At 64.8% G+C, this 19,353-nt stretch carries 17 protein-coding genes; 4 read left to right on the top strand and 13 right to left on the bottom strand.

Features of this window, described 5'->3' with window-relative positions; genetic code table 11:
- Nucleotides 1–9: 9 nt before the first annotated feature.
- Nucleotides 10–1,323, bottom strand: coding sequence for an MFS transporter (locus QI450_RS07290; RefSeq protein ID WP_226776497.1), 1,314 nt, complete (start codon nt 1,321–1,323; stop codon nt 10–12).
- Between the two features lie 143 nt (nt 1,324–1,466).
- The gene (locus tag QI450_RS07285; protein WP_226776498.1) at nt 1,467–2,840 is read right to left on the bottom strand and encodes a DUF3100 domain-containing protein; all 1,374 of its coding nucleotides are present in this window, start codon (nt 2,838–2,840) and stop codon (nt 1,467–1,469) included.
- A 285-nt stretch (nt 2,841–3,125) separates the two neighbouring features.
- Here QI450_RS07285 and QI450_RS07280 point away from each other — a divergent pair, with 285 nt between their 5' ends.
- Nucleotides 3,126–4,616 (top strand): chlorohydrolase family protein, encoded by a 1,491-nt coding sequence (locus QI450_RS07280; RefSeq protein WP_226776499.1) that lies wholly within the window; start codon nt 3,126–3,128, stop codon nt 4,614–4,616.
- 33 nt (nt 4,617–4,649) lie between these two features.
- On the opposite strand, the gene QI450_RS07275 is transcribed toward QI450_RS07280, so the two are convergent.
- Nucleotides 4,650–5,276, bottom strand: coding sequence for a response regulator transcription factor (locus tag QI450_RS07275; protein WP_226776500.1), 627 nt, complete (start codon nt 5,274–5,276; stop codon nt 4,650–4,652).
- Nucleotides 5,273–6,472 carry a histidine kinase gene (locus QI450_RS07270; protein ID WP_226776501.1) on the bottom strand — a complete coding sequence of 400 codons (1,200 nt, stop codon included), beginning with the start codon at nt 6,470–6,472 and terminating at the stop codon, nt 5,273–5,275. Before QI450_RS07270 ends, QI450_RS07275 begins: the two co-directional genes overlap by 4 nt.
- Before the next feature lie 214 nt (nt 6,473–6,686).
- On the opposite strand from QI450_RS07270, the gene QI450_RS07265 reads away from it, so the two are divergent.
- The 3 genes from QI450_RS07265 to QI450_RS07255 all read left to right on the top strand — a co-directional run bounded on the left by QI450_RS07265 (nt 6,687) and on the right by QI450_RS07255 (nt 9,673).
- Nucleotides 6,687–7,259 (top strand): heme-binding protein, encoded by a 573-nt coding sequence (locus tag QI450_RS07265; RefSeq protein ID WP_226776502.1) that lies wholly within the window; start codon nt 6,687–6,689, stop codon nt 7,257–7,259.
- A 6-nt stretch (nt 7,260–7,265) separates the two neighbouring features.
- Nucleotides 7,266–7,979, top strand: a complete 714-nt coding sequence (locus QI450_RS07260; protein WP_226776503.1) for an ankyrin repeat domain-containing protein — start codon at nt 7,266–7,268, stop codon at nt 7,977–7,979.
- Nucleotides 7,980–8,344: 365 nt separating this feature from the next.
- Entirely contained in the window at nt 8,345–9,673 is a 1,329-nt protein-coding gene (locus tag QI450_RS07255; RefSeq protein WP_226776504.1) for a GGDEF domain-containing protein, read from the top strand.
- A 42-nt stretch (nt 9,674–9,715) separates the two neighbouring features.
- Here the strand turns inward: QI450_RS07255 and bcp are convergent, their stop codons facing one another.
- From bcp to QI450_RS07210, 9 genes are all read right to left on the bottom strand, one after another.
- Nucleotides 9,716–10,210 (bottom strand): thioredoxin-dependent thiol peroxidase, encoded by a 495-nt coding sequence (gene bcp, locus QI450_RS07250; protein ID WP_226776505.1) that lies wholly within the window; start codon nt 10,208–10,210, stop codon nt 9,716–9,718.
- 48 nt (nt 10,211–10,258) lie between these two features.
- Complete coding sequence (locus QI450_RS18105) at nt 10,259–10,657, bottom strand: winged helix-turn-helix domain-containing protein (RefSeq protein ID WP_309485723.1); 399 nt, start codon at nt 10,655–10,657, stop codon at nt 10,259–10,261.
- A 254-nt stretch (nt 10,658–10,911) separates the two neighbouring features.
- Entirely contained in the window at nt 10,912–12,255 is a 1,344-nt protein-coding gene (gene allB, locus QI450_RS07240) for an allantoinase AllB (protein ID WP_226776507.1), read from the bottom strand.
- Nucleotides 12,248–13,444 (bottom strand): glycerate kinase, encoded by a 1,197-nt coding sequence (locus tag QI450_RS07235; protein WP_226776508.1) that lies wholly within the window; start codon nt 13,442–13,444, stop codon nt 12,248–12,250. The genes allB and QI450_RS07235 overlap by 8 nt, the downstream gene beginning before the upstream one ends.
- A gap of 60 nt (nt 13,445–13,504) precedes the next feature.
- Entirely contained in the window at nt 13,505–15,283 is a 1,779-nt protein-coding gene (gene gcl / locus QI450_RS07230) for a glyoxylate carboligase (RefSeq protein WP_226776509.1), read from the bottom strand.
- 55 nt (nt 15,284–15,338) lie between these two features.
- On the bottom strand, nt 15,339–16,217 hold the full coding sequence (locus tag QI450_RS07225; RefSeq protein WP_226776510.1) for a 2-hydroxy-3-oxopropionate reductase: 879 nt from the start codon (nt 16,215–16,217) through the stop codon (nt 15,339–15,341).
- Between the two features lie 39 nt (nt 16,218–16,256).
- Complete coding sequence (locus QI450_RS07220) at nt 16,257–17,057, bottom strand: TIM barrel protein (RefSeq protein WP_226776511.1); 801 nt, start codon at nt 17,055–17,057, stop codon at nt 16,257–16,259.
- A 196-nt stretch (nt 17,058–17,253) separates the two neighbouring features.
- Nucleotides 17,254–18,066: a bifunctional allantoicase/(S)-ureidoglycine aminohydrolase gene (locus QI450_RS07215; protein ID WP_226776512.1), complete on the bottom strand. Its 813-nt coding sequence runs from the start codon at nt 18,064–18,066 to the stop codon at nt 17,254–17,256.
- A gap of 15 nt (nt 18,067–18,081) precedes the next feature.
- Complete coding sequence (locus QI450_RS07210; protein ID WP_226776513.1) at nt 18,082–19,353, bottom strand: aldolase; 1,272 nt, start codon at nt 19,351–19,353, stop codon at nt 18,082–18,084.

The raw sequence follows: 19,353 nt of genomic DNA, 5'->3' as shown, positions 1-19,353 counted from the left end.
GTGTGGGGGTCAGCTTCCGACGCCGGCCGGCCGGGTCTCGCCGGTGAACACCGTGCTTTCGTCCGCAGACACGATTCGCCCGCTCACCGAGAAGTATCCCGCCAGGGACAGCAGCATGGCCACTCCCGCCAAGGCCCAGAACGCAGCTTCCCAGCCGCCGGTCACATCATGAATCAGGGCGGCCAGCACAGGTCCAAGGGAGGCCAGGGCGAACCCGAGCCCCTGGCTCATCGCCGAAAGACTCCCCGCGGTTTGGGGCCCCGTGGAGCGGAGCACCACGAGCGCAAGTCCAAGCCCGAGTCCGGCGCTCTGGACAACTCCCAGGACACCTATCAAGAGGAACTGAAACTCAGCCGGGCCGGCCAGCACCCCGAGCAGCGCGGCGGCCACAAACATCCCCAAACCGGGCGCCATGATCTTGAGAACAGCCGGCCGGCTGGCCAGCACGGGTGCCAGCAGGCTGGCGGGAAGGCCGGCCACGCTGAACCACGCAAGATGCGCCGCAGCGTCGCCGGCGGTGAGGCCCTTCGACACCAGGAAGACTGTCAGCCATGAAGTGACCGCGAAGTAGAGCATCGCCTGGAGACCAAAGAATGCTGTCACCGCCCAGGCAGTTCCCTGGCTCCGCAGTGCGCGGGCGGCAGGGAGTAGCCGCTCCGCACCGGCCCTTGAGCTGCCGGAGCTGAAAGCATTTGAAGGTGGAATGGCGGCCAGCGTACCGGCAGGTCCGGTGGCCACCCCACCGTGTTGGAGCATCAGTATTGCCGCCAGCACAGCTGGTACAGCCCAGATGGCCAGAGCCCCGTTCAGGCTTCCGTCCAGAGCGTGCTGCAGCGGTTGGATCAACCCTGCCCCCAGTGCCGCGCCGAGTCCGAAGCCCATGCTGCACAGCCCCGTCCACCAGCCGTTGCCCTGGTTGGCCTTGACGACCTGGGGCAGCAACACGCTGGCTGCCATGATGGCCATGCCGGCCACAAAGGTGCCGGGGAGCAGTAGGGCAGGCACCAGCACCCGGGCGACCAGGGCCAAGGCCAGCAACAGCATCGCAAGAGCGATGGCTGTCCCTGCACCCAGGCGGCGGGCGAGCCACGGTCCGCACGGGGCGGACATTCCGAAGGCGAGGACCGGCAGCGCCGCAAGGAGCGGCAGCGCCGGGGCAGCTATCCCCAGCCCCTGTTCCAGTTGGCCCATGGATCCGGCGATGGTCGTAATCGCCGGCCGTAGGTTAATGGAAACGAGGCTCAAAGCGACGAGTGTCAATGCGATCTTCGAAGCTGCAGGTGTCCGGGGCCGCTCCCAGGGCGCCCGGGGGATCTTTTTCACAGTCGTCTCCTGACTATATTCTGGTATACCAAGCCTAGCCTGATCTAGGGACCGTAGGTTCACGCGCAGAACGCATGCGTGCGGCGTTCGTAAAGGAGGATTCTTTGGAATACCAGATTTCTAAAGTGAGCTCAGGGCGCCGGTTACCGGCCGAGGGCAATCTGCCCCAGGGCGGCCGCCGCAATGAAGGATGCACTGTAGGTCACCAGCGCGACAACGATGATCTTCCAGCTCAAGGACTTCAGCGCCTTGATGTCCCGCCCGACCGTAAGCCCGATCAAAGTCAGCGCAGGTAGCCCGATGAGAATGACGTCCAGATGTCCGGTCAGCGCCGCAAGCAGACCGGCAGTGGGCAGGAACGGCGCCGACAGTACCGTTGTGAGAGTCAGCACCCACACACTGGACGGCACCGAGGGCATCAGACGGGCCAGACGGAAGGACAGCCCCGTCAGCAGCAACAGGACGACCACACCCGCCAGATCGTTCCAGGCGAAGCTCTTCGTTCCGATGACGTTCATAGCGAGGGCGGAGGCCCCGGCGATGGCGAAGGCGAGAATCGTAATCCGCGGAGTCAGCTTCAGTGCCGGATCCACCTCCACTGCCACTGGAGGGGCAAGCTGCGCCGCTGCGCTCTGTGCCGGCTTGCCTCGGGTCCCCCGCGTGGACCTGCCTTCGTCGTCCTTTCCAAAAAGGCGGCTCCAGAACGCATACAGCCTCCGGCACAGCGGCAGGGACAGGAAGACCCCCGCATAGAAGCCGACGATGTTCGTAACGAGGTTGGACAATGCGGCCAGCGCCATGATTTCACCGGCCTGTTCCGGGTAGAGCAGCGAAAGCGCCCCCACTCCCCCGAGCATCATCGACGCCGAGCCGAGCCCCAGCCCGAGGGCCAGCGCACGCGGATCGAAGATATTCAGCCCGCCCAGGAAACCTGCGAGCAGGGAGATAAAGACAGCACCAAACAGGCTGCCGAGCAACCACACGGAGAAAACGCCCCGGTACTCCCCGGAGCGAACCCCGAAACGCTGGATGGCGAAGGCAAGAAACGACTCGCGGTCAATTGACCAGGTAGCCCCGATCGCTACCCGACCCAGCCCCATGGCAACAGCTATCGGCAAGGCGAGGATGACCGTGCCGAAGATGTGCCCGACCTCCTGAAGAAGGATGGCCGGACCGATCTCAGTGACCTTCGCCAGCGACGGCCCGATCTGCGTGCCCAGCCGGGCGAGGAAAAGGATGATTCCGATCTCCAACAGAAGCGTCGCAACGGCGCGGCTGGCCCCCGAGACGCGCCGGATTCGCTGGGTTCCGATGATGCCGCCGATGACAACGGCCCAAATGATGGGGAAGAGCACCACCGGCGCCGGGCCCAGCTGAAACTTGTACGTGCCAATCAGGACGGCCGCCGTCGAGACGAGCATGGACACGGTCACCACCGTCCACCAGTGCCGGCGCGTGATCTGCTGGTCCGCGACGGACGCGGAGGTCTGACTGATTTGTTGGGCTTCTGAGGCCATGGGAGTAACTGTCCTTTGGGAAAGACCCTCCACCCGTACTGGGCGGCTGCTGGGTCGGGGGTACATGTGTGTTTTATGTCGCAACTATTTTGTATACCAAAAATATAGTAAGCCGGTTCGGACGAGATGTAAATCACGTTTGAAGCCCGGCGATTAGCTGGTTCGGTTGACCGGGCCCCATCTGACCTCACCAAACCCTTGTTATTGGTATACCAAAATCGATATGGTTTGATCTGTGCGGTTCACCCTGCGGTGCCCGCTCCATCATCGACATTGGAGGTTGGTTTGCGCACCAAGTTCAGCGCAGCATTTGTGCTCGGGCATAAGGACGGTCACCACGTGCTTATCCGCGACGGTGACGTTGTCTACGAGGACACGCGCATTGTGTATGTCGGGCACGGCTACGAGGGTCCCGCGGACGAGCACTATGATCTTGGCCGTTCCCTCATCACGCCGGGTCTCATCGATCTGGACGCCCTGACAGACATCGATCACCTGCTCATCGACTCGTGGGCATCGCCGGACCGGGCCACCGGTCTGCAATGGTCCGAAGACTACTTCCGAAGCCGCCGCGCGGACGTTTTCACCGCAGAGGAGCGCCAGACCATCCGAAAATACGCCCTGGTGCAGTTGGCACTGCACGGCATCACTACCTACATGCCCATCGCATCGGAGATCCATTCCGCCTGGGCGGAAAGCTTTGCAGAGCTTGCCGGCATGGCCGAGACCTCCCGCGAGCTCGGCCTCCGGGGATATTTGGGCCCGGCGTTCCGCTCCGGGGTAAATATTGTCAGGGCCGATGGACAGCGCGACGTCGCATTCGACGAGAGCCAGGGGCGGGCCGGGCTCGCCGATGCCGTTCGCTTCCTGGACTACGCAGAGGATCTGGCCGATCCGCTGATTACCGGGGTTCTCCTACCGTGCAGAATTGAAACGCTGACCGCTGAACTCCTGCGCGCAACGGCCGAAATCGCCCGAGAAAGGCATGCCCTCGTTCGGTTGCACTGCCTTCAAGGGGCTCTGGAACGGGAACTGCTGCAGCGTTGGCACGGACTTACTCCCCTCCAGCTCTTGCAGAAAACAGGGCTGCTGGATGTGCGCCTACTCATCCCGCACGGAATCTTCGTGGACCGGAATCCGGCCCTGGGTGGTATGGATGCCGGTGATCTTCAAACTCTTGCGGATGCAAATATCTCCATCGTCCACTGTCCACTCACATCCTTCAGATACGGCATGGCACTCGACTCGTTCGCTGCCTTCCGGGCAGCAGGCATCAACCTGTGTCTTGGAACGGACTCCTTCCCGCCGGATCTCATCCGCGGCATGGACACCGGTGTACACCTGGCCAAACTCCTAGAGCGAAGGCCGGACGCAGCACCCGCGGAACACTACTTTGAAGCAGCAACCCTCGGCGGAGCCCGCGCCCTGGACCGCCCTGACCTGGGGAGGCTGGAAGAAGGAGCGCAAGCGGACCTCGTTGCGTTCGCTCTTGACGACTTCCGGGACGGAGTCCTGGACGACCCGATTCGAACCCTGTTGCTGAACGGAACAGCACGGCAGGCCACTCATTCCGTCGTCGCAGGGCGCATCGTAATGCGGGACGGCGACATCCCGGGCATTGATATTCCGGGCCTGAAAGCGGAGGCCCAACGGCTGTTCGCAAAGATGCGCGAAGCATACTCAGAGCGTGACAGCGAACGCCGGTCTCCGGACCAACTGTTCCCTCCGACTTTTCCCTATGCCAGTGCACCGACTCCAAGCGCATCAAAACCATAACGCGGGACGTTTCAGCCCCGGCTTCGGCACGGCCTAGCGCATGCCCTCCCGGCGGATGGCGGTGGCGATAGCCGCTGCCCGGGTTTCGACGCCGAGTTTGGCGTAGATATGTGCCAAATGCGTTTTGACTGTGGCCTCGGAGATGAACAGCCGCTGGCCGAGTTCCCGGTTGCTGAGTCCTTCGGTCAGGAGGCTCAGCAGTTCGGCCTCGCGCGGGGTCAGGATTGCGTCCGGGTTGCGCAGCTGCTGGAAGAGCCGCGAAGCCACCGGCGCGCTCATCACGCTCTTGCCCTGGACTGCGCCGCGGACAGCTGCAAATATCTCCTCGGGTGAAGCGTCCTTAAGCAGGTAGCCCATCGCCCCGGCATCCACGGCGCGGACGATGTCGGCATCAGAGTCGTAGGTGGTGAACACGAGGATCGCCTGCCGACTGTTGCGGCGCCGCAATGCCTTGATGGCCTCGATGCCGTCCATGCCGGCACCCATGGCGAGATCCATCATCACCACGGCCGGACCGTGCCGCTCCACCAGCACCAGTGCCTCCTCGCCGGAGGCTGCCTCGGCCACCACCTCAATGCCGGGCTGCGTCCCCAACAGCGCCTTGAGCCCGCTGCGGACCACCAGATGGTCATCTACCAGCAGCACGGAAATGATGTTCACTGTTTCTCCCCGGTAGGCAGTTCCGCGGCCACAACCGTCCCGCCGCCGGGGCTGCTTTCCACCGAGAACACGCCGCCGAGTTGTTCCACCCGCTGCCGCATGGCGCGCAGGCCATAGCCTCCTGCGTCCGAGGGCGGCGCCAGCGACGACGGATCGAAGCCCGCGCCGTCGTCGTATACATCCAGCGTGACAGCGCCCGGTAGAAAGCCGAGCGTTACTGTTGCGTTGGCCGCAGCCGCATGCAGCGCCGTGTTGGCCGTCGCGCTCTGGACCACCCGCAGCAGGGCGTGCCGGGTGGCGGCGGTGACGGTACGGGGCACACCGGTGACAAGGAGGCGAACACCCGGCAGGTACTGCGACGCTGCCCTGGACACGGCATCCGTCAGGGGCGCCGTATCCAGCCCGGGGGAAGCTAATTCGTGGACCAGGCTGCGGGTTTCGGCCAGGTTTTGGCGCAGCAGACCGCTGGCCGAACGGACGTCCTCACACGCGGCCGGGCTGGGCCAGGACCGGCTGGCGGCTTCCAGGAGAAGGAGACTGCTCGCCAGGCCCTGCGTCACGGTGTCGTGGATTTCCCGGGAAACCCGCGCACGTTCTTCGATGCTGCCCGCCCTCCGCTCGGTGGCCGCCAGCTGATCCTGTGCCCGCGTCAGCGCTTCATTCAGGCGGCGTTGCTCCGCAGTGTCGTGTTCAATCCGGTTATAGACCAGTGTCAGCATGAACCCGACGGCCAGCGGGCCCAAGAGCATGGCGACATCGTTTCCGCCGCCCAGCCGGAAGAGCCCGACGGCGGTAACTGCCGCCGTCGCGCCGCCAGCGAGGTTGGCGACCCAGCCGGTGAAGGCAGTGCGGCACAGGAAGAACAGGGCGAAGGAGCACCAGGCAAAGCTCGGCGCTGCGATCACCAGCACGGCCCACAGCCCCGCCAGGAAAAACATCCACACCGCCCAGGGCCGCCTCCGCTGCGAGAGCACAGCGATCACGGCGTACAGCGAACAGACCGCTGTGGCGAGTGCCAGGACCTCCACGTTGTCCGCGGGGCTGTGCCGCATCGCATACCGGACCGCCGACGCGACCACCAGCACGGCAAAACCGATATGGACGACGACGTCGATTCGGCCCAGCGGGCCGCTGCCCGTGGCGGTGGCCCGTTGGTGCCGGGAGTGTTCCCGCAAAGTGGCTGGTGAGGAAGGCATAGGGTCCGGTTCCGGTGGATGAAGTGCTACCCCACCATATTAAGTCCCGCGCCGTTAGGCCTCCCTCACCCTTTTGGCTGATACTCCTGGCCCGATGGGGGAGGAATCGGCAGACCAACGCCCGATGTCCCCACCGGTGCGAGGCCGAAGAATGGATTTGGGGCCCGGGCCGTTGGCTTGGGCCCACCCCCCTACCGTACTCCGAGGAGAACCCGTGAAGACGTCCAAGAAGATCACCGCCGCCGCTGCTGCTGCATTGCTCATCACCGCAGGGCTGACGGCTGCCGCCAATGCCGGGCCCAACCCGGCCCCGGCTGCGGTAGCCGCCGCCGACATCCAGCCGTCCCCTGGAAAAGTCATTGCCCAGAACCGCATCAGCGTGGGCGCATCGGCTGCTGCCGTACAAGCTGCCCTCGCAAAATGCCAAGCTGACAAGCTGCCGTTCGTGACGGTGGCACTGGTCGACCGCTTCGGAACCGTGCAGGCCCTTCTCCGCGGCGACAACGCCGCAGAGCACACGATTGAAGCGGCCAGGCAAAAAGCCTATACCGCAGCGGCTTTCGGAACGCCCACCAGCGAGCTGTCCAAGCGGATCAACGGGAACGGGCCCAGCATCGCTGATCTCCCGGGCACCCTCTTCTTGGCCGGCGGGGTTCCGCTCAAGGTCGACGGGGTCTCTGTGGCGGGCATCGGTGTGGGCGGTGCTCCCGACGGCAAGCTCGACGAGGCCTGTGCCGCGGCCGGGGCGGACGCCATCGCGGGTGTGGCACCGGGCACAGCCAAGTAGGAAGTCATGATGTTCTGGAACCGGAATCTTGTCCTGATCTGCGCAGCGATGCTGGGGCTGGCGGCCTGCGGCCCGGGAACCGGGGAGCCACTCCGTCCCGCGTCACCGACGGGCGGGGTGAGCCCCGGACAACGACCGCCGCCACTGGCGGCCCCGCCGCCTGTGGCCCCGCCGACGGCTTCCTCCGCTCCGCCGGCCCGTTCCCGCGAGGCGCAGGCATCACTGGACCAGCGTCTTATCCTGGCTGCCAAGGCCAACGACGTCGCCCACGTGACCGAGCTGATCCGGGCCGGGGGCAACGTCAACGCCAAAGACTCCCGCCAGGATTCAGCGTTCCTCTACTCCGGGGCAGAAGGATTCAACGGGGTCTTGCTGCTGACGATCGCCAACGGTGCTGACGTTTCCAGCACCAACCGGTTCGGCGGGACAGCCCTGATTCCCGCCAGCGAACACGGACATGTGGAGACCGTCCGCATCCTCACAGCAGCAGGGGTTCCCGTCAACCACGTAAACAACCTGGGCTGGACCGCCCTGCAGGAGGCCATCCTGCTCAACGACGGCGGCCCCAGGCAGCAGGACGTAGTCAGGCACCTCCTCGCCGCAGGAGCGGACCCCAACATCCCGGATCCTCAGGGGCGAACGGCTTTGGAGAACGCGCACCGGCTGGGGTTTGCTGAGATCGTCAGTATCATAACGGCGGCCGGCCCAAACAACCTCTGAGAGGATGCCGTCACCACCACCCGGAGCAAATTGTGAATCGACGCCTCAAAGGGTGTGCTCGACAGATGTCCGAGGTTTAGCCCACGGACACCGCACCCGCCGACCGTGAAGGGGCAGCGATTTTGTTCCCTGAACCCACTCCAGCATAATCAGTGAACCGCCCGCACGCTGACGAGGAACACTCCACGATTGCCCGGGTCGCAACCGAAAGCCGGGGGGGCTATGAGGTCGATCATGAAAGGTGCCGGGTGCTCTCGCACGACGGCGAACCCACTCAGACCGTGGGCACTCTAGTGCTAGCGCCGCTGCGGAAGAGACCGGCCGGTTCTCATTACGGGTGGCTGCCCCGGCTCTCCGGCAATGTCATGCTGGACCTCAGAATCTGGATGCTGGGTTTCGGGCTCCTTATCGGCCTGGTCTTCCCATTTCTTCTGATCGTGCTCGGACTCTCACCCGAGGCGGCCGTGCAGCCAGGCTTCTTTGCCCTGACCGTGGCCGCGGGGATCGCTGTCGCGGAGATCAACCATCTCCTAGTGCGTGTGGTCGTGGGGGGTCGGCTGCGTTCTCTGGTTGCCGGGATGGCTCCTGTCGAGGCTCTGTTGGTCGATGCGGCCGCGAGCGGTGACTGGACAGGATGCGATCTGGCGGGCTGCGCAATTCCAGTGGACTCAGCCGATGAATTCGGCGACGTGGCCCAGTCGTTTAACGGCCTGGTCGCCAGCCTGTCGGACAGCCACCAGGTTTCCGATGGGATCAAGAAGGTGTCGCAAGCCCTCGCTGCCCACCTGGAAATCGGCGCCCTCGCGGAGGCGGCGTTGCATGAGCTGTCGGTGCACACCGCGTGTGCTGCTGCGGCGCTGCTCACAGTTAGCAACGGCACGCTCCACGTGGCCGGATCATTGCGGATGCGAGCCGGTATCGACCTGACGGGTACAGAGTTGGTACTCGGTGTCTTGGGCACGGCACGGCCCGCCGTGCTTATGCTGCCCGAAGACCTCGTCAGGGCCGGGGCACTGACGGAATTTACTCCGCAGGAGGTACACATCCTGCCCGTCCTGTTCGACGCGGCCACAGTCGGGGTCCTGGTGATGGCGTTCGCGGAGCACCCTGCCCCGGCGGCCAGGGCCGTGTTGGGCGCCTCGCTTCCGGGTCTGGCAGTGGCCGTGAACAACGCCCTCACGCACGAGGACCTGCAACGGATCGCAGCTTTGGATCCACTGACAGGCGTGTTCAATCGACGCTCAGGTCTGGTTCGGCTGGAGGAGGAATTCGATCGGTCCAGGCGATCCCACCAGTCACTCGGGGTGCTCATGTTCGACATTGACCATTTCAAGGTGGTCAACGATACCTTCGGGCATCTGGTCGGCGACCGAGTGCTGCGCAGCGTGGTGCAAGCGGCGCGAAAGGTCCTGCGCGGGAGCGATGTGCTGCTTCGTTTTGGCGGCGAAGAATTCATTGTTGTTTTGCCGGGGGCGACGCGGGACGATCTCGCCATAACGGGCGAGAGGATCCGACTGGCTGTCGCCGAAGCAGGCCTCCTCGAGGACGGTCACCCCATCCGTCTGACCGTCAGCGTTGGCGGTTTCGCGGGCCACGCAGGGAACACCACAACCCCGGAGGAAATGATCTGTCACGCCGACGTCGCCCTCTACTCCTCCAAGCAGTCAGGCCGGGACCGATGCGTGATTGCCTGATGGCGCAGGAGAGGCCATACCGAAGCGATAGCCGGCCGGTGGCTACAGGCCCAGTGCCGCCTTCAGCTGCGCGACGTGGCCCTTGGCGGTGACCTGGTACTGCGCGAGTTCGACGATGCCCTCGGGGTCCACCACCACCGTGGAGCGGACCAGGCCCTCCGTAACCTCGCCGTTGACCAGCTTCTCGCCCCACGCACCGTAGGCCAGGGCCACAGCATGGTCCTCGTCGGCAAGCAGCGGGAAGGTAAGCCCCTGGTCGCCGGCGAAGGCGGCCAAGGCGGCCTGCGAATCCGGAGAGATACCGAGGACTGCATATCCGGAACTCGTGAGGGAGGCGAGGCTATCGCGGAAATCGCACGCCTCGGTCGTGCAGCCCGGGGTCGCTGCCTTCGGGTAAAAGTACACGATGGCACTTTTGCCGCGGTAGTCCGTCAACGAGACACGCTTGCCGCCGGCGTCGGTCAAGCTGAAATCCGGTGCCGGCGTTCCGGGCTGAAGCTTCGTGGGGACTCGCTGGGATGTCGGGTTCAGGTTCATGGTCTTCCTTGACAGGTCGTGGGAATCGGATTTCCCGGGCGAAACAATTCAGATGGAGTATTCGGCAGGTCCGCGCACTTTGGCGTAAGGACCGGGGACAAACTGGTAGCCCCCGCCGCGAACCGTGGCAATCGTGGACCGGGCCCCGCCAAGCTTTCGGCGCACGCGGGCCACATAGACGTCAATGGATCGCGAGGCGCACCCCGGGAAATCCAGCGACTCCAGAAACTCCCGGAGTTCACTGCGAGCTATCGGCCTCGAGCAGTTTTCCACGAGGTAGCGCAAGAGCCTGAACTCGACCCCGGTCAGCTGCACAGGCCAGTTATCGACGTGTACTGTTCCGGTGGCGAGGTCCACTGCCACCGTGCGGGGGCGCGCACCGGCCCGGAGCGGGGGCCCTGTATCGTCCTCTCCCGGGCCCACGTCGTCGCTCCCTTCGGGGGGCACCGCTTCAGGTTGCGCTGTTCCGGAGGCGGGCCAATGATGTACTTCCGCCTCCGGAACAATTCTTAGCACGCGGGCCAGGAGCACTTCGGCCGCATGAACCATGGCTGCCTCATCTGCGCGGGTCGATTCAACCCAGATTGCCAGACCCCTGGGCATGCTCTTCCGGCCAGGACCGTGCAGCAACCCGCTGGTCCCCCGGTCCGCAGGTGCCGCAGGACCGCTTTTATGGGCGTGGACAGACATGGCGGTGGGGTTTAGATGCCGCCGCGGCGCAGGAGGGTGCCGTGGGGGGTGTGGTTGTTGATGGGGTGGCCGCGGAGGTAGGTTTTGCGGACGACGCCGGAGAGTGCTTTGCCGTCGTAGGGGGTGATGGGGTTTTTGTGCTGGAGTTTGGTGACGTCTACGACGTAGGCCTCGTCGGGGGCGAAGATGGCGAAGTCCGCGTCGTAGCCGAGGGCGATGTGGCCTTTGGTGGTGAGGCGGGCGAGTTCGGCGGGTTTGGCGGCCATCCAGGAGATCACTTGTTCCAGGGCGATGCCGCGGTGGCGGGCTTCGGTCCAGATCAGGGACAGTCCGAGCTGCAGGGAGGAGACCCCGCCCCAGGCGACGGCGAAGTCGCCGTTTTCGAGGTCTTTCAGGTCCAGGGTCGAGGGTGAGTGGTCTGAGACGATGCAGTCGATGGTGCCTTCCTGGAGGCCTTTCCAGAGCAGTTCCCGGTTCGCGGCTTCCCGGATCGGCGGGCAGCATTTGTATGCGGTGGCGCCGTCGGGGATTTCCTCGGCCATCAGTGTCAAATAGTGCGGGCAGGTCTCCACGGTCAGGTGCACGCCGTCGCGTTTGGCCGAGGCGATCATCGGCAGCGCGTCCGAGGAGGACAGGTGCAGGATGTGGGCCCTGGCTCCGGTCCAGCGGGCGCGTTCGATGACTTCGGCGATGGCTTTGTTCTCGGCCCCGCGCGGGCGGGAGGAGAGGAAGTTCGCGTAGTGGTCCCCGCCCGGGTGCGGTGCGCGGTCGATCGCGTGGGAGTCTTCGGCGTGGACGATCATGAGTGAGTCGAAGGATTTCAGCTCGGCCATGTCCGTTTCCATTTCATCGGCCTCCAGGTGCGGGAATTCATCGACCCCGGAGTGGAGCAGGAAACACTTGAACCCGAAGACGCCCTCGTCGTGGAGGCCCCGGAGGTCTTTCAGGTTCCCCGGGACGGCCCCGCCCCAGAACCCGACGTCGACAAACGCCTGGTCCGCGGCGACTTCACGTTTGAGTTTCAACCCTTCGACAGTGGTGGTCGGCGGAACGGAGTTCAGTGGCATGTCGATGATCGTCGTGACGCCCCCGGCCGCGGCGGCCCGGGTCGCGGACGCGAACCCTTCCCACTCCGTGCGGCCCGGTTCGTTGACGTGGACATGGGTATCGACCAGGCCCGGGATCATCGTCTCGTCATCGGCGAGGTCTATGACCTGCGCCCCGGCCAGGGCATTACCCAACGGCTCGATCGCCACGATCCGCCCGCCCCGGATCCCGACCTCCCGCGCCGCGATCCCCGCCGTCGTCAACACACGCCGACCACGAACAACCAAGTCATAGCGTTCTTCAAGCATTGAGGTACTCCTTCGAGGGCGTTGATTCCATGGGCCGGAACCAGGGTGAATCAGGACCGAGTTGGCCGCCGATGGTGGTGCCGACCGTTTCGAGCAGACGCCCGGCTTCGGCGATGCACTTTTCCACGTTCTCTTCAATCGAGGTCAGGGCAAACGTGGACTGGAATCCCGCGGCGCGCAACTGACCGGCCGTTAATGTAGTGCGCCCGCAGACGGCGATGACCGGTACGCCGGCCAGCGCCGCTGCCCGCGCCACTCCCATGGGGGTTTTGCCGAGCAGGCTTTGTTCATCCAGGCTGCCTTCGCCGGTGATAACGAGGTCAGCCCCGACCAGCCGATGGGCGAGGTCGGTAAATTCAAGGACGACATCGATGCCTGGCCGGCGGGAGGCCGCCAGGACCGCGATGGCGGCATACCCGACGCCGCCGGCGGCACCGGCGCCCGGTGCCTCGGCAGCCTTTTGTGCCCGGAACCCCAGCTCATGGCTGAGCACGTCCACGAAGTGTCCCAGCGCGGAGTCGAGCGTTCTGACGTCTTCGCTGGACGCCCCCTTTTGCGGGCCAAACACCGCCGCCGCACCATCCGGGCCAAGCAGCGGATTGTCCACATCACTGGCCAGAACGAACCGTGTTTCCTCCAGCCGCGTATCGAACCCGGAGAAATCAATCCATTTCAGCCGGGCCAGGGCAGCCCCGCCGGCCGGAATTTCATTTCCGTCCGAATCGATGAAGCGGGCACCGAGCCCCTGCAGCACCCCGGCGCCGCCGTCGGTGTTGGCGCTTCCGCCAACACCGAGGATGATCTTGCGGCAGCCTGCGTCCAAGGCTGCCCGGATCAGCTGCCCGGTACCCAGAGAGGTTGATCCCAACGCATCTCTGATGCCGCCGGGCAACACGGCAAGTCCTGATGCCGTCGCCATTTCGATAATCGCTTCGCGGCCCCGGACGGCGAATTCGGCTTCCAGCGGCTCGCCCGTCGGGCCGCTGACGATAGCGGTACGGCGGGTGAAACCGCTGCCGACAGCAGCATCGAGGGTACCTTCGCCGCCGTCGGCCACGGGAATGCCATCCACGTCCAGGACCTGGCCGGCGGCCCGCTTTACGGAGCGAAGACCTGCCGTGAGATGGGCAACGATGTCCGGGGCCGTCAGTGAGCCCTTGAACTTGTCCGGTGCTATGACCACTCTCATGCCGGGGGTTCCTTTCAATGATTCGGACGCGCCGGGTTGGCGCGCGGGAGACGGCTGGTGTTAGTCAAGCATTGCGATGATGGCCGTGGGGGCGTCGGCGCCCTGCGCAGCGACCTCCTCGAACTCGTTGATCGCATTGATCTCGGTGCCCATGGAGATGTTGGTGATCTTTTCCAGGATCACCTCGACCACCACGGGAACGTTGAACTCGCTCATCAGCGCCTTGGCCTTGTCGAAGGCTGCCGAAAGGTCACTCGGGTCTTCCACCCGGATGGCTTTGCAACCCAGGCCTTCGGCAACCTTCAAGTGGTCCACGCCATAGCCCTTGGTCTCCGGAGAGTTGATGTTTTCGAACGCCAGGGACACGTTCTGCTCCATCTTGAAGCCGCGCTGGGACTGGCGGATCAGGCCCAAGTACGAGTTGTTCACCACCACGTGCACGTACGGGAGGTTGAATTGTGCGCCGACGGCCAGTTCTTCGATCATGAACTGGAAATCGTAGTCGCCGGACAAGGCAACGACTGTCTCGTCCGGCTTGCCGCGGACCACACCGAGTGCGGCAGGTCCGGTCCATCCCAGCGGGCCTGCCTGGCCCGCGTTGATCCATTTGCGGGGCCCGAACACGTGGAGCATCTGGGCACCGGCGATCTGCGAGAGGCCAATCGTGGTTACGTAGGTGGTGTCTTTGCCGAAGGACTTGTTCATTTCCTCGTAGACACGCTGCGGCTTGATCGGGACATTTTCAAAGTGCGTTTTGCGCTGCAGTGAGCCCTTGCGCAGGACGCATTCGCCGACCCAGTCGCTGTAATCCGGCAAGGTGCCGGCGGCTTTGCGTTCCCGGGCCAGCTCCAGGAGCCCGTCCAATGCCGCGCCGGCGTCGGAGGCGATGCCCAGGTCCGGGGAGAAGACGCGGCCGATCTGGGTCGGTTCGATGTCGATGTGCACGAACTTGCGGCCGGACGTGTAGGTGTCCAGTCCGCCGGTGTGGCGGTTGGCCCAGCGGTTGCCGATCCCGATCACAAAGTCCGAGGCCAGCATGGTCTCGTTCCCGTAGCGGTGTGAGGTCTGCAGGCCCACCATGCCGGCCATCAGGCGGTGGTCGTCCGGGATGCTGCCCCAGCCCATCAGGGTGGGGATGACCGGGACGTTGAGCAGTTCGGCCAGTTCGACAAGCTGTGCCGAGGCCGAAGCGTTGATCACGCCGCCGCCGGCGACGATCAAGGGGTGCTGCGCTGCGGTGAGCATGTCCAGGGCCTTGTCCAACTGCTTGCGGCTGGCTTTGGGCTTTTCCACCGGGAGGGGCTCGTAGGTGTCGATGTCGAATTCGATCTCGGCCATCTGCACATCGAACGGGAGGTCCAGCAGCACCGGGCCGGGGCGGCCGGAGCGCATGAGCTGGAAGGCTTTCTGAAAGGCGCCGGGGATCTGGCCGGGCTCCAGAACTGTCATTGCCATTTTGGTGACGGGTTTGGCGATGGATTCGATGTCCACGGCCTGGAAGTCTTCCTTGTGGAGCTTGGCAACGGGGGCCTGCCCGGTGATGCAGAGCATGGGGATGGAGTCCGCCCACGCCGCGTAGAGTCCGGTGATCATGTCGGTGCCGGCGGGACCGGACGTGCCGATGCAGATGCCGATGTTCCCGTCCTTGGCCCGGGAGTACCCGTCGGCCATGTGCGAGGCGCCTTCCACGTGCCGGGCAAGGGTGTGGCGGATGCCGCCGTGCTCCCGCATCGCCGAGTAAAAGGGGTTGATCGCAGCACCTGGCAGGCCGAACGCCTCAATGGCGCCCTCCTTTGCCAGGATCGCGACGGCTGCATCTACGGTGCGCATTTTCGTCATGGTGTTCTCCTTGAAAGTCTGTTGGGTGTGCTGGTCCGGCTCAGGTGCGGCAGTGTTACTTGCGGCCGCTGAGCTGGAGGGTCTGCTTGAACAGACCCGAGTGGTCGAGGCCGCCGTCGCCCTGGTTGACAGTGGCTGCGACGAGCTGAGCGGCGAGGGCGCCGAGCGGGAGCGAGACGTTGGCTTCGCGGGCGGCCGAAGTGACGATACCCATGTCCTTGTGGTGGAGCGCGAGGCGGAAGCCTGGCGCGAAGTCGCGGTCCAGCATCTTCTGGCCCTTCTGGTCCAGCACTTTGGAGCCGGCCAGGCCGCCACCGAGGACCTTGAGCGCGGCATCAGTATCCACGCCGTAGGCCTCAAGGAAGGCTACGGCTTCGCCCAGTACCTGGATGTTGACGGCGACGATCAGCTGGTTGGCCGCTTTGACGGTCTGCCCGGAGCCGGCCGGGCCTACGTGGACGATGGTCTTTCCCACAGCGTTGAGCACGTCCTGTGCTGCTTCGAAGTCTGCTGCGTCGCCGCCGACCATAATGGAAAGCGCGGCGGTGATGGCGCCCTGCTCGCCGCCTGACACCGGGGCGTCCAGGGCACGGATACCGGCGGCCTTGGCATCGTCCGCCAGCCGCTTGGCCACATCGGGGCGGATGCTGCTGGCATCAATCCAGAGGGTGCCCTGCTTCGCGTTCGCGAACAGGCCTTCGGGTCCGGAGACGACGCTTTCGACGTCAGGTGAGTCCGGAACCATCGTAATAACGACGTCCGCGTCCCTGACAGCGTCGGCGATGCTCGCTGCACCCCGGCCGCCCTCGGAGACCAGCGTGTCGATCTTGTCCTGGCTGCGGTTGAAGCCGGTGACGCTGTGGCCTGCCTTGACGAGGTTGATGGCCATGGGAAGGCCCATGATGCCGAGACCGATGACTGTGACGTTGCTCATGTTGTATTCCTTTGCTGAAGTAGGGTGGCCGGTGCGCGGTCAGTGCGCAGCAGGCTGGCGGATGGCCCAGTTGAAGGCGGCTTTGGCCGGTTCTTTGTATTCGAGGCCGATGTAGCCCGTGTAGCCGAGTTCGCGGCTCCGGGAGATCCATTCGCCGAGCGGAAGGTTTCCGGTTCCGGGGGCTCCGCGGCCGGGGTTGTCGGCGATTTGGATGTGGCCGAAGTCTTTGGCGTGCTGTTCAATCACGGCCGCGACGTCGTCCCCGTTGACGGCCAGGTGGTAGAAGTCGGCAAGGAGCTTGACGTTATCGGCGCCGGACTCGTCCTTGACCCTGGCGATCACCTTCAGGGCGTCGGCGGCCGTGAGCAGCGGGTAGCGCGGTGCGCCGCTGACCGGCTCCAGCAGGACGGTGCCACCGATCCGTGCGACGCCGGCGGCGGCCGTCGCGAGGTTCTCGGCGGCTACGGCGTCCTGCTTTTCTGCGGAATCTCCCGCAGTGCGGTTGCCGTAGAGGGCGTTGAACGCTGTGCACCCGAGTCGCTCGCCGATGCCCGCGACGACGTCGATGTTGTCCAGGAACTCGGCCGAGCGGGCCGGCCAGGACACCAGGCCACGGTCGCCTTCCGGCATGTTGCCTGCGTTGAAGTTCAGCCCCGAGAGCTGGACGCCGGCGTCGGTAATGGCCTTCTCAAACTTGGCCACCTCGCTGTCCGAGGGTACGGAGGTCTCAAACGGCCACCAGAATTCGACGGCGTCAAACCCTGCTGCCTTGGCGGCCGCGGGCCGCTCGAGGAGCGGCAGTTCCGTCAGCAGGATGGAGCAGTTCACGGTATACGTCATTGGATTCGTCCTTAGCCCTCTGAACCGGCAACAACCGGTAGTCTTGATATTTTCTAGATTCCGCTTTGTGGAATCTTTATTCTGCTTTATGAAAAGTTTAGGCTTCGTTGTCCGCGACGTCAACCTGCGCAGCACCCCGGTGGCGGTTAAAGCGCGACGCCCCGGCCCAGTAGGGCCGGGGCGCACGCGCGGGTGGTTAGGTCAGGCGGATCTGGCGGTTGACATCCTTGTAGAGCAGGTAGCGGAAATTGCCGGGGCCGCCGGCGTAGCATGCCTGCGGGCAGAAGGCACGCAGCCACATAAAGTCGCCCGCCTCGACCTCTACCCAGTCATTGTTGAGCAAGTACATGGCCTTGCCCTCCAGGACGTACAGGCCGTGCTCCATCACGTGTGTTTCCGGGAACGGGATCACTCCGCCGGGCTTGAACGTCACGATGTTCACGTGCATATCGTGTGCCAGATCGCCGGGGTCCGCGAAACGTGTGGTCTTCCAGACGCCGTCAACATCCGGCATTTCGCGCGGCTCGACTTCCTGGTCACTGGTGACGAAGGATTTCGCCTCGTAGCCTTCCAACCGCTCGTAGGCCTTGCGGATCCAGTGGAAGGAGACGATCTCGTCCGAGACGTTCTCCAGGCCCCACTGCGCGCCGGCAGCAATGTAGGCGTACCCGCCTTCTTCGAGCTGGTGCAGTTCACCGTCAAGCGTCAGATTAACCTTGCCCCTGGTGACGAAGATGACGCCTTCAACGCCAGCCTCGAATTCCGCCTTGGGCGCGCCGCCGCCCGGGCCAATCTCCACGATCAGCTGGGAAAAAGTAGTAGCGAACCCGGAGATTGGGCGGGCGATGATCCATGAGCGGGTGTTCGAAAAGCCCGGCAGGTTGCTGGTGACGATGTCTGTCAGGACGCCCTTCGGGATGACCGTATAGGCTTCCGTGACGATGGCGCGCTCGGTGGTGAGGTGGGTCTGCGGCGGCAAGCCGCCTTCAGGTGTGTAGTACTTGCCCATCAGGTGAATCCTTACTTAGGAGGTGGAAGTGGTGGCCAGCCGGGGGTGGGCCAGTGCTGTCAGCCGTGGAACTCCGACGCCGGCAAGCGCCTGGACTTCGTCGGCACCTACGGCGCCGCACTGGACGCCGCGCAGCACAAAAGCCGCCAGTGCCCGGGCGGTGGCCGGCTCGTCCATCACGCCGCCTTCGGTCTGTTCAACGTAGTTTCGCAGCCGGGCCGCGGCGGCCGGAAGCCCTTGGCGGTAGAAGGCGTAGCTCGCTGAAAAACGGCTGGGCAGCTGGGCGGGATGGAGGTCCCAGCCCTGGTAGTAGCCGCGCTCCAGCGAGCGGCGGACCAGCCGGCCATGGATCGCCCAGGCATTCTCAACACCATCTCCGACGGGAATGATATTGGTCGAGCCGTCGGAGAGGCGGATGCCCGTACCGGCGACAGCCAGCTGCATAACCTCCTTGGCGAAGTCGGCCACGGGATGTTCCATCGACTGGTACTCGGCAGAGATCTGCAGGGACGCGGAATAGTCGTACGTTCCGTAGTGCAGGGCACTGATCCGGCCCGGGACGATGTGCGGCAGCTGCGCCACCGGGGAGGTTCCTTCGGGACCTAGGATGAGTTGGGGTGTTTCCACCTGCACTTCAAACCTGAGCCGCCCGTGCGGCAGCGAGTGGATCTCCTCAAGCCGGGAGACGGCATAGTCCATAGCCTGCACCTGGGCCACTGTGGTGACCTTGGGCAGTGTGAGGATCAGGCCCTCCGGGAGTTCGCCGGCGGCCGCAAGTGATGCCACGAAAAGATCCAGCGTGCGAAGTCCCCGGTTTCGGGTGGCAGCTTCAAAGCACTTGAAGCGGATGCCAATGAACGGCGGTGCCGTGCCTGCAGCAACCGCGGCCGCCACGGCCGAAGCCGCAGCCGCAGCCGCAGCATCCTCAGCGTCGTCTCCCCGGTCCCCGTAGCCGTCCTCGAAGTCCAGCCTCAGGTCCTCGATCGGCTCGGCTGCCAGTTTGGGTTCCACCCGGGCGGCCACCGAGTTGGCGAGTTCGGCATCCTGGCCGAGCAGTTCGCCGATGCGGGCCAAGCCGCCGTGGGCCTCTGCTGCGGCCAGCGCTTGGGCTCCCCACTCGGCCGCCAACGACGGCGTGAACCGGTCTGCGGGAACGTAGACCGTGTGCACCGGTTGGCGGGAACCGTCGTCGCCCGGGTAGTTCTGCTCCAGCAGGCGGTCCGTTGCCACCAGTTGCGCTTCGATCTCGGCCAGGTCCCTGCTGGTCAGCGAAAGGTGCTGTGCCAC

This window comes from Arthrobacter sp. EM1 (assembly GCF_029964055.1).
Lineage (GTDB): Bacteria > Actinomycetota > Actinomycetes > Actinomycetales > Micrococcaceae > Arthrobacter.
The sequence above is the reverse complement of the archived record's forward strand: the minus strand, read 5'-3'. Positions and strand labels throughout refer to the sequence as shown.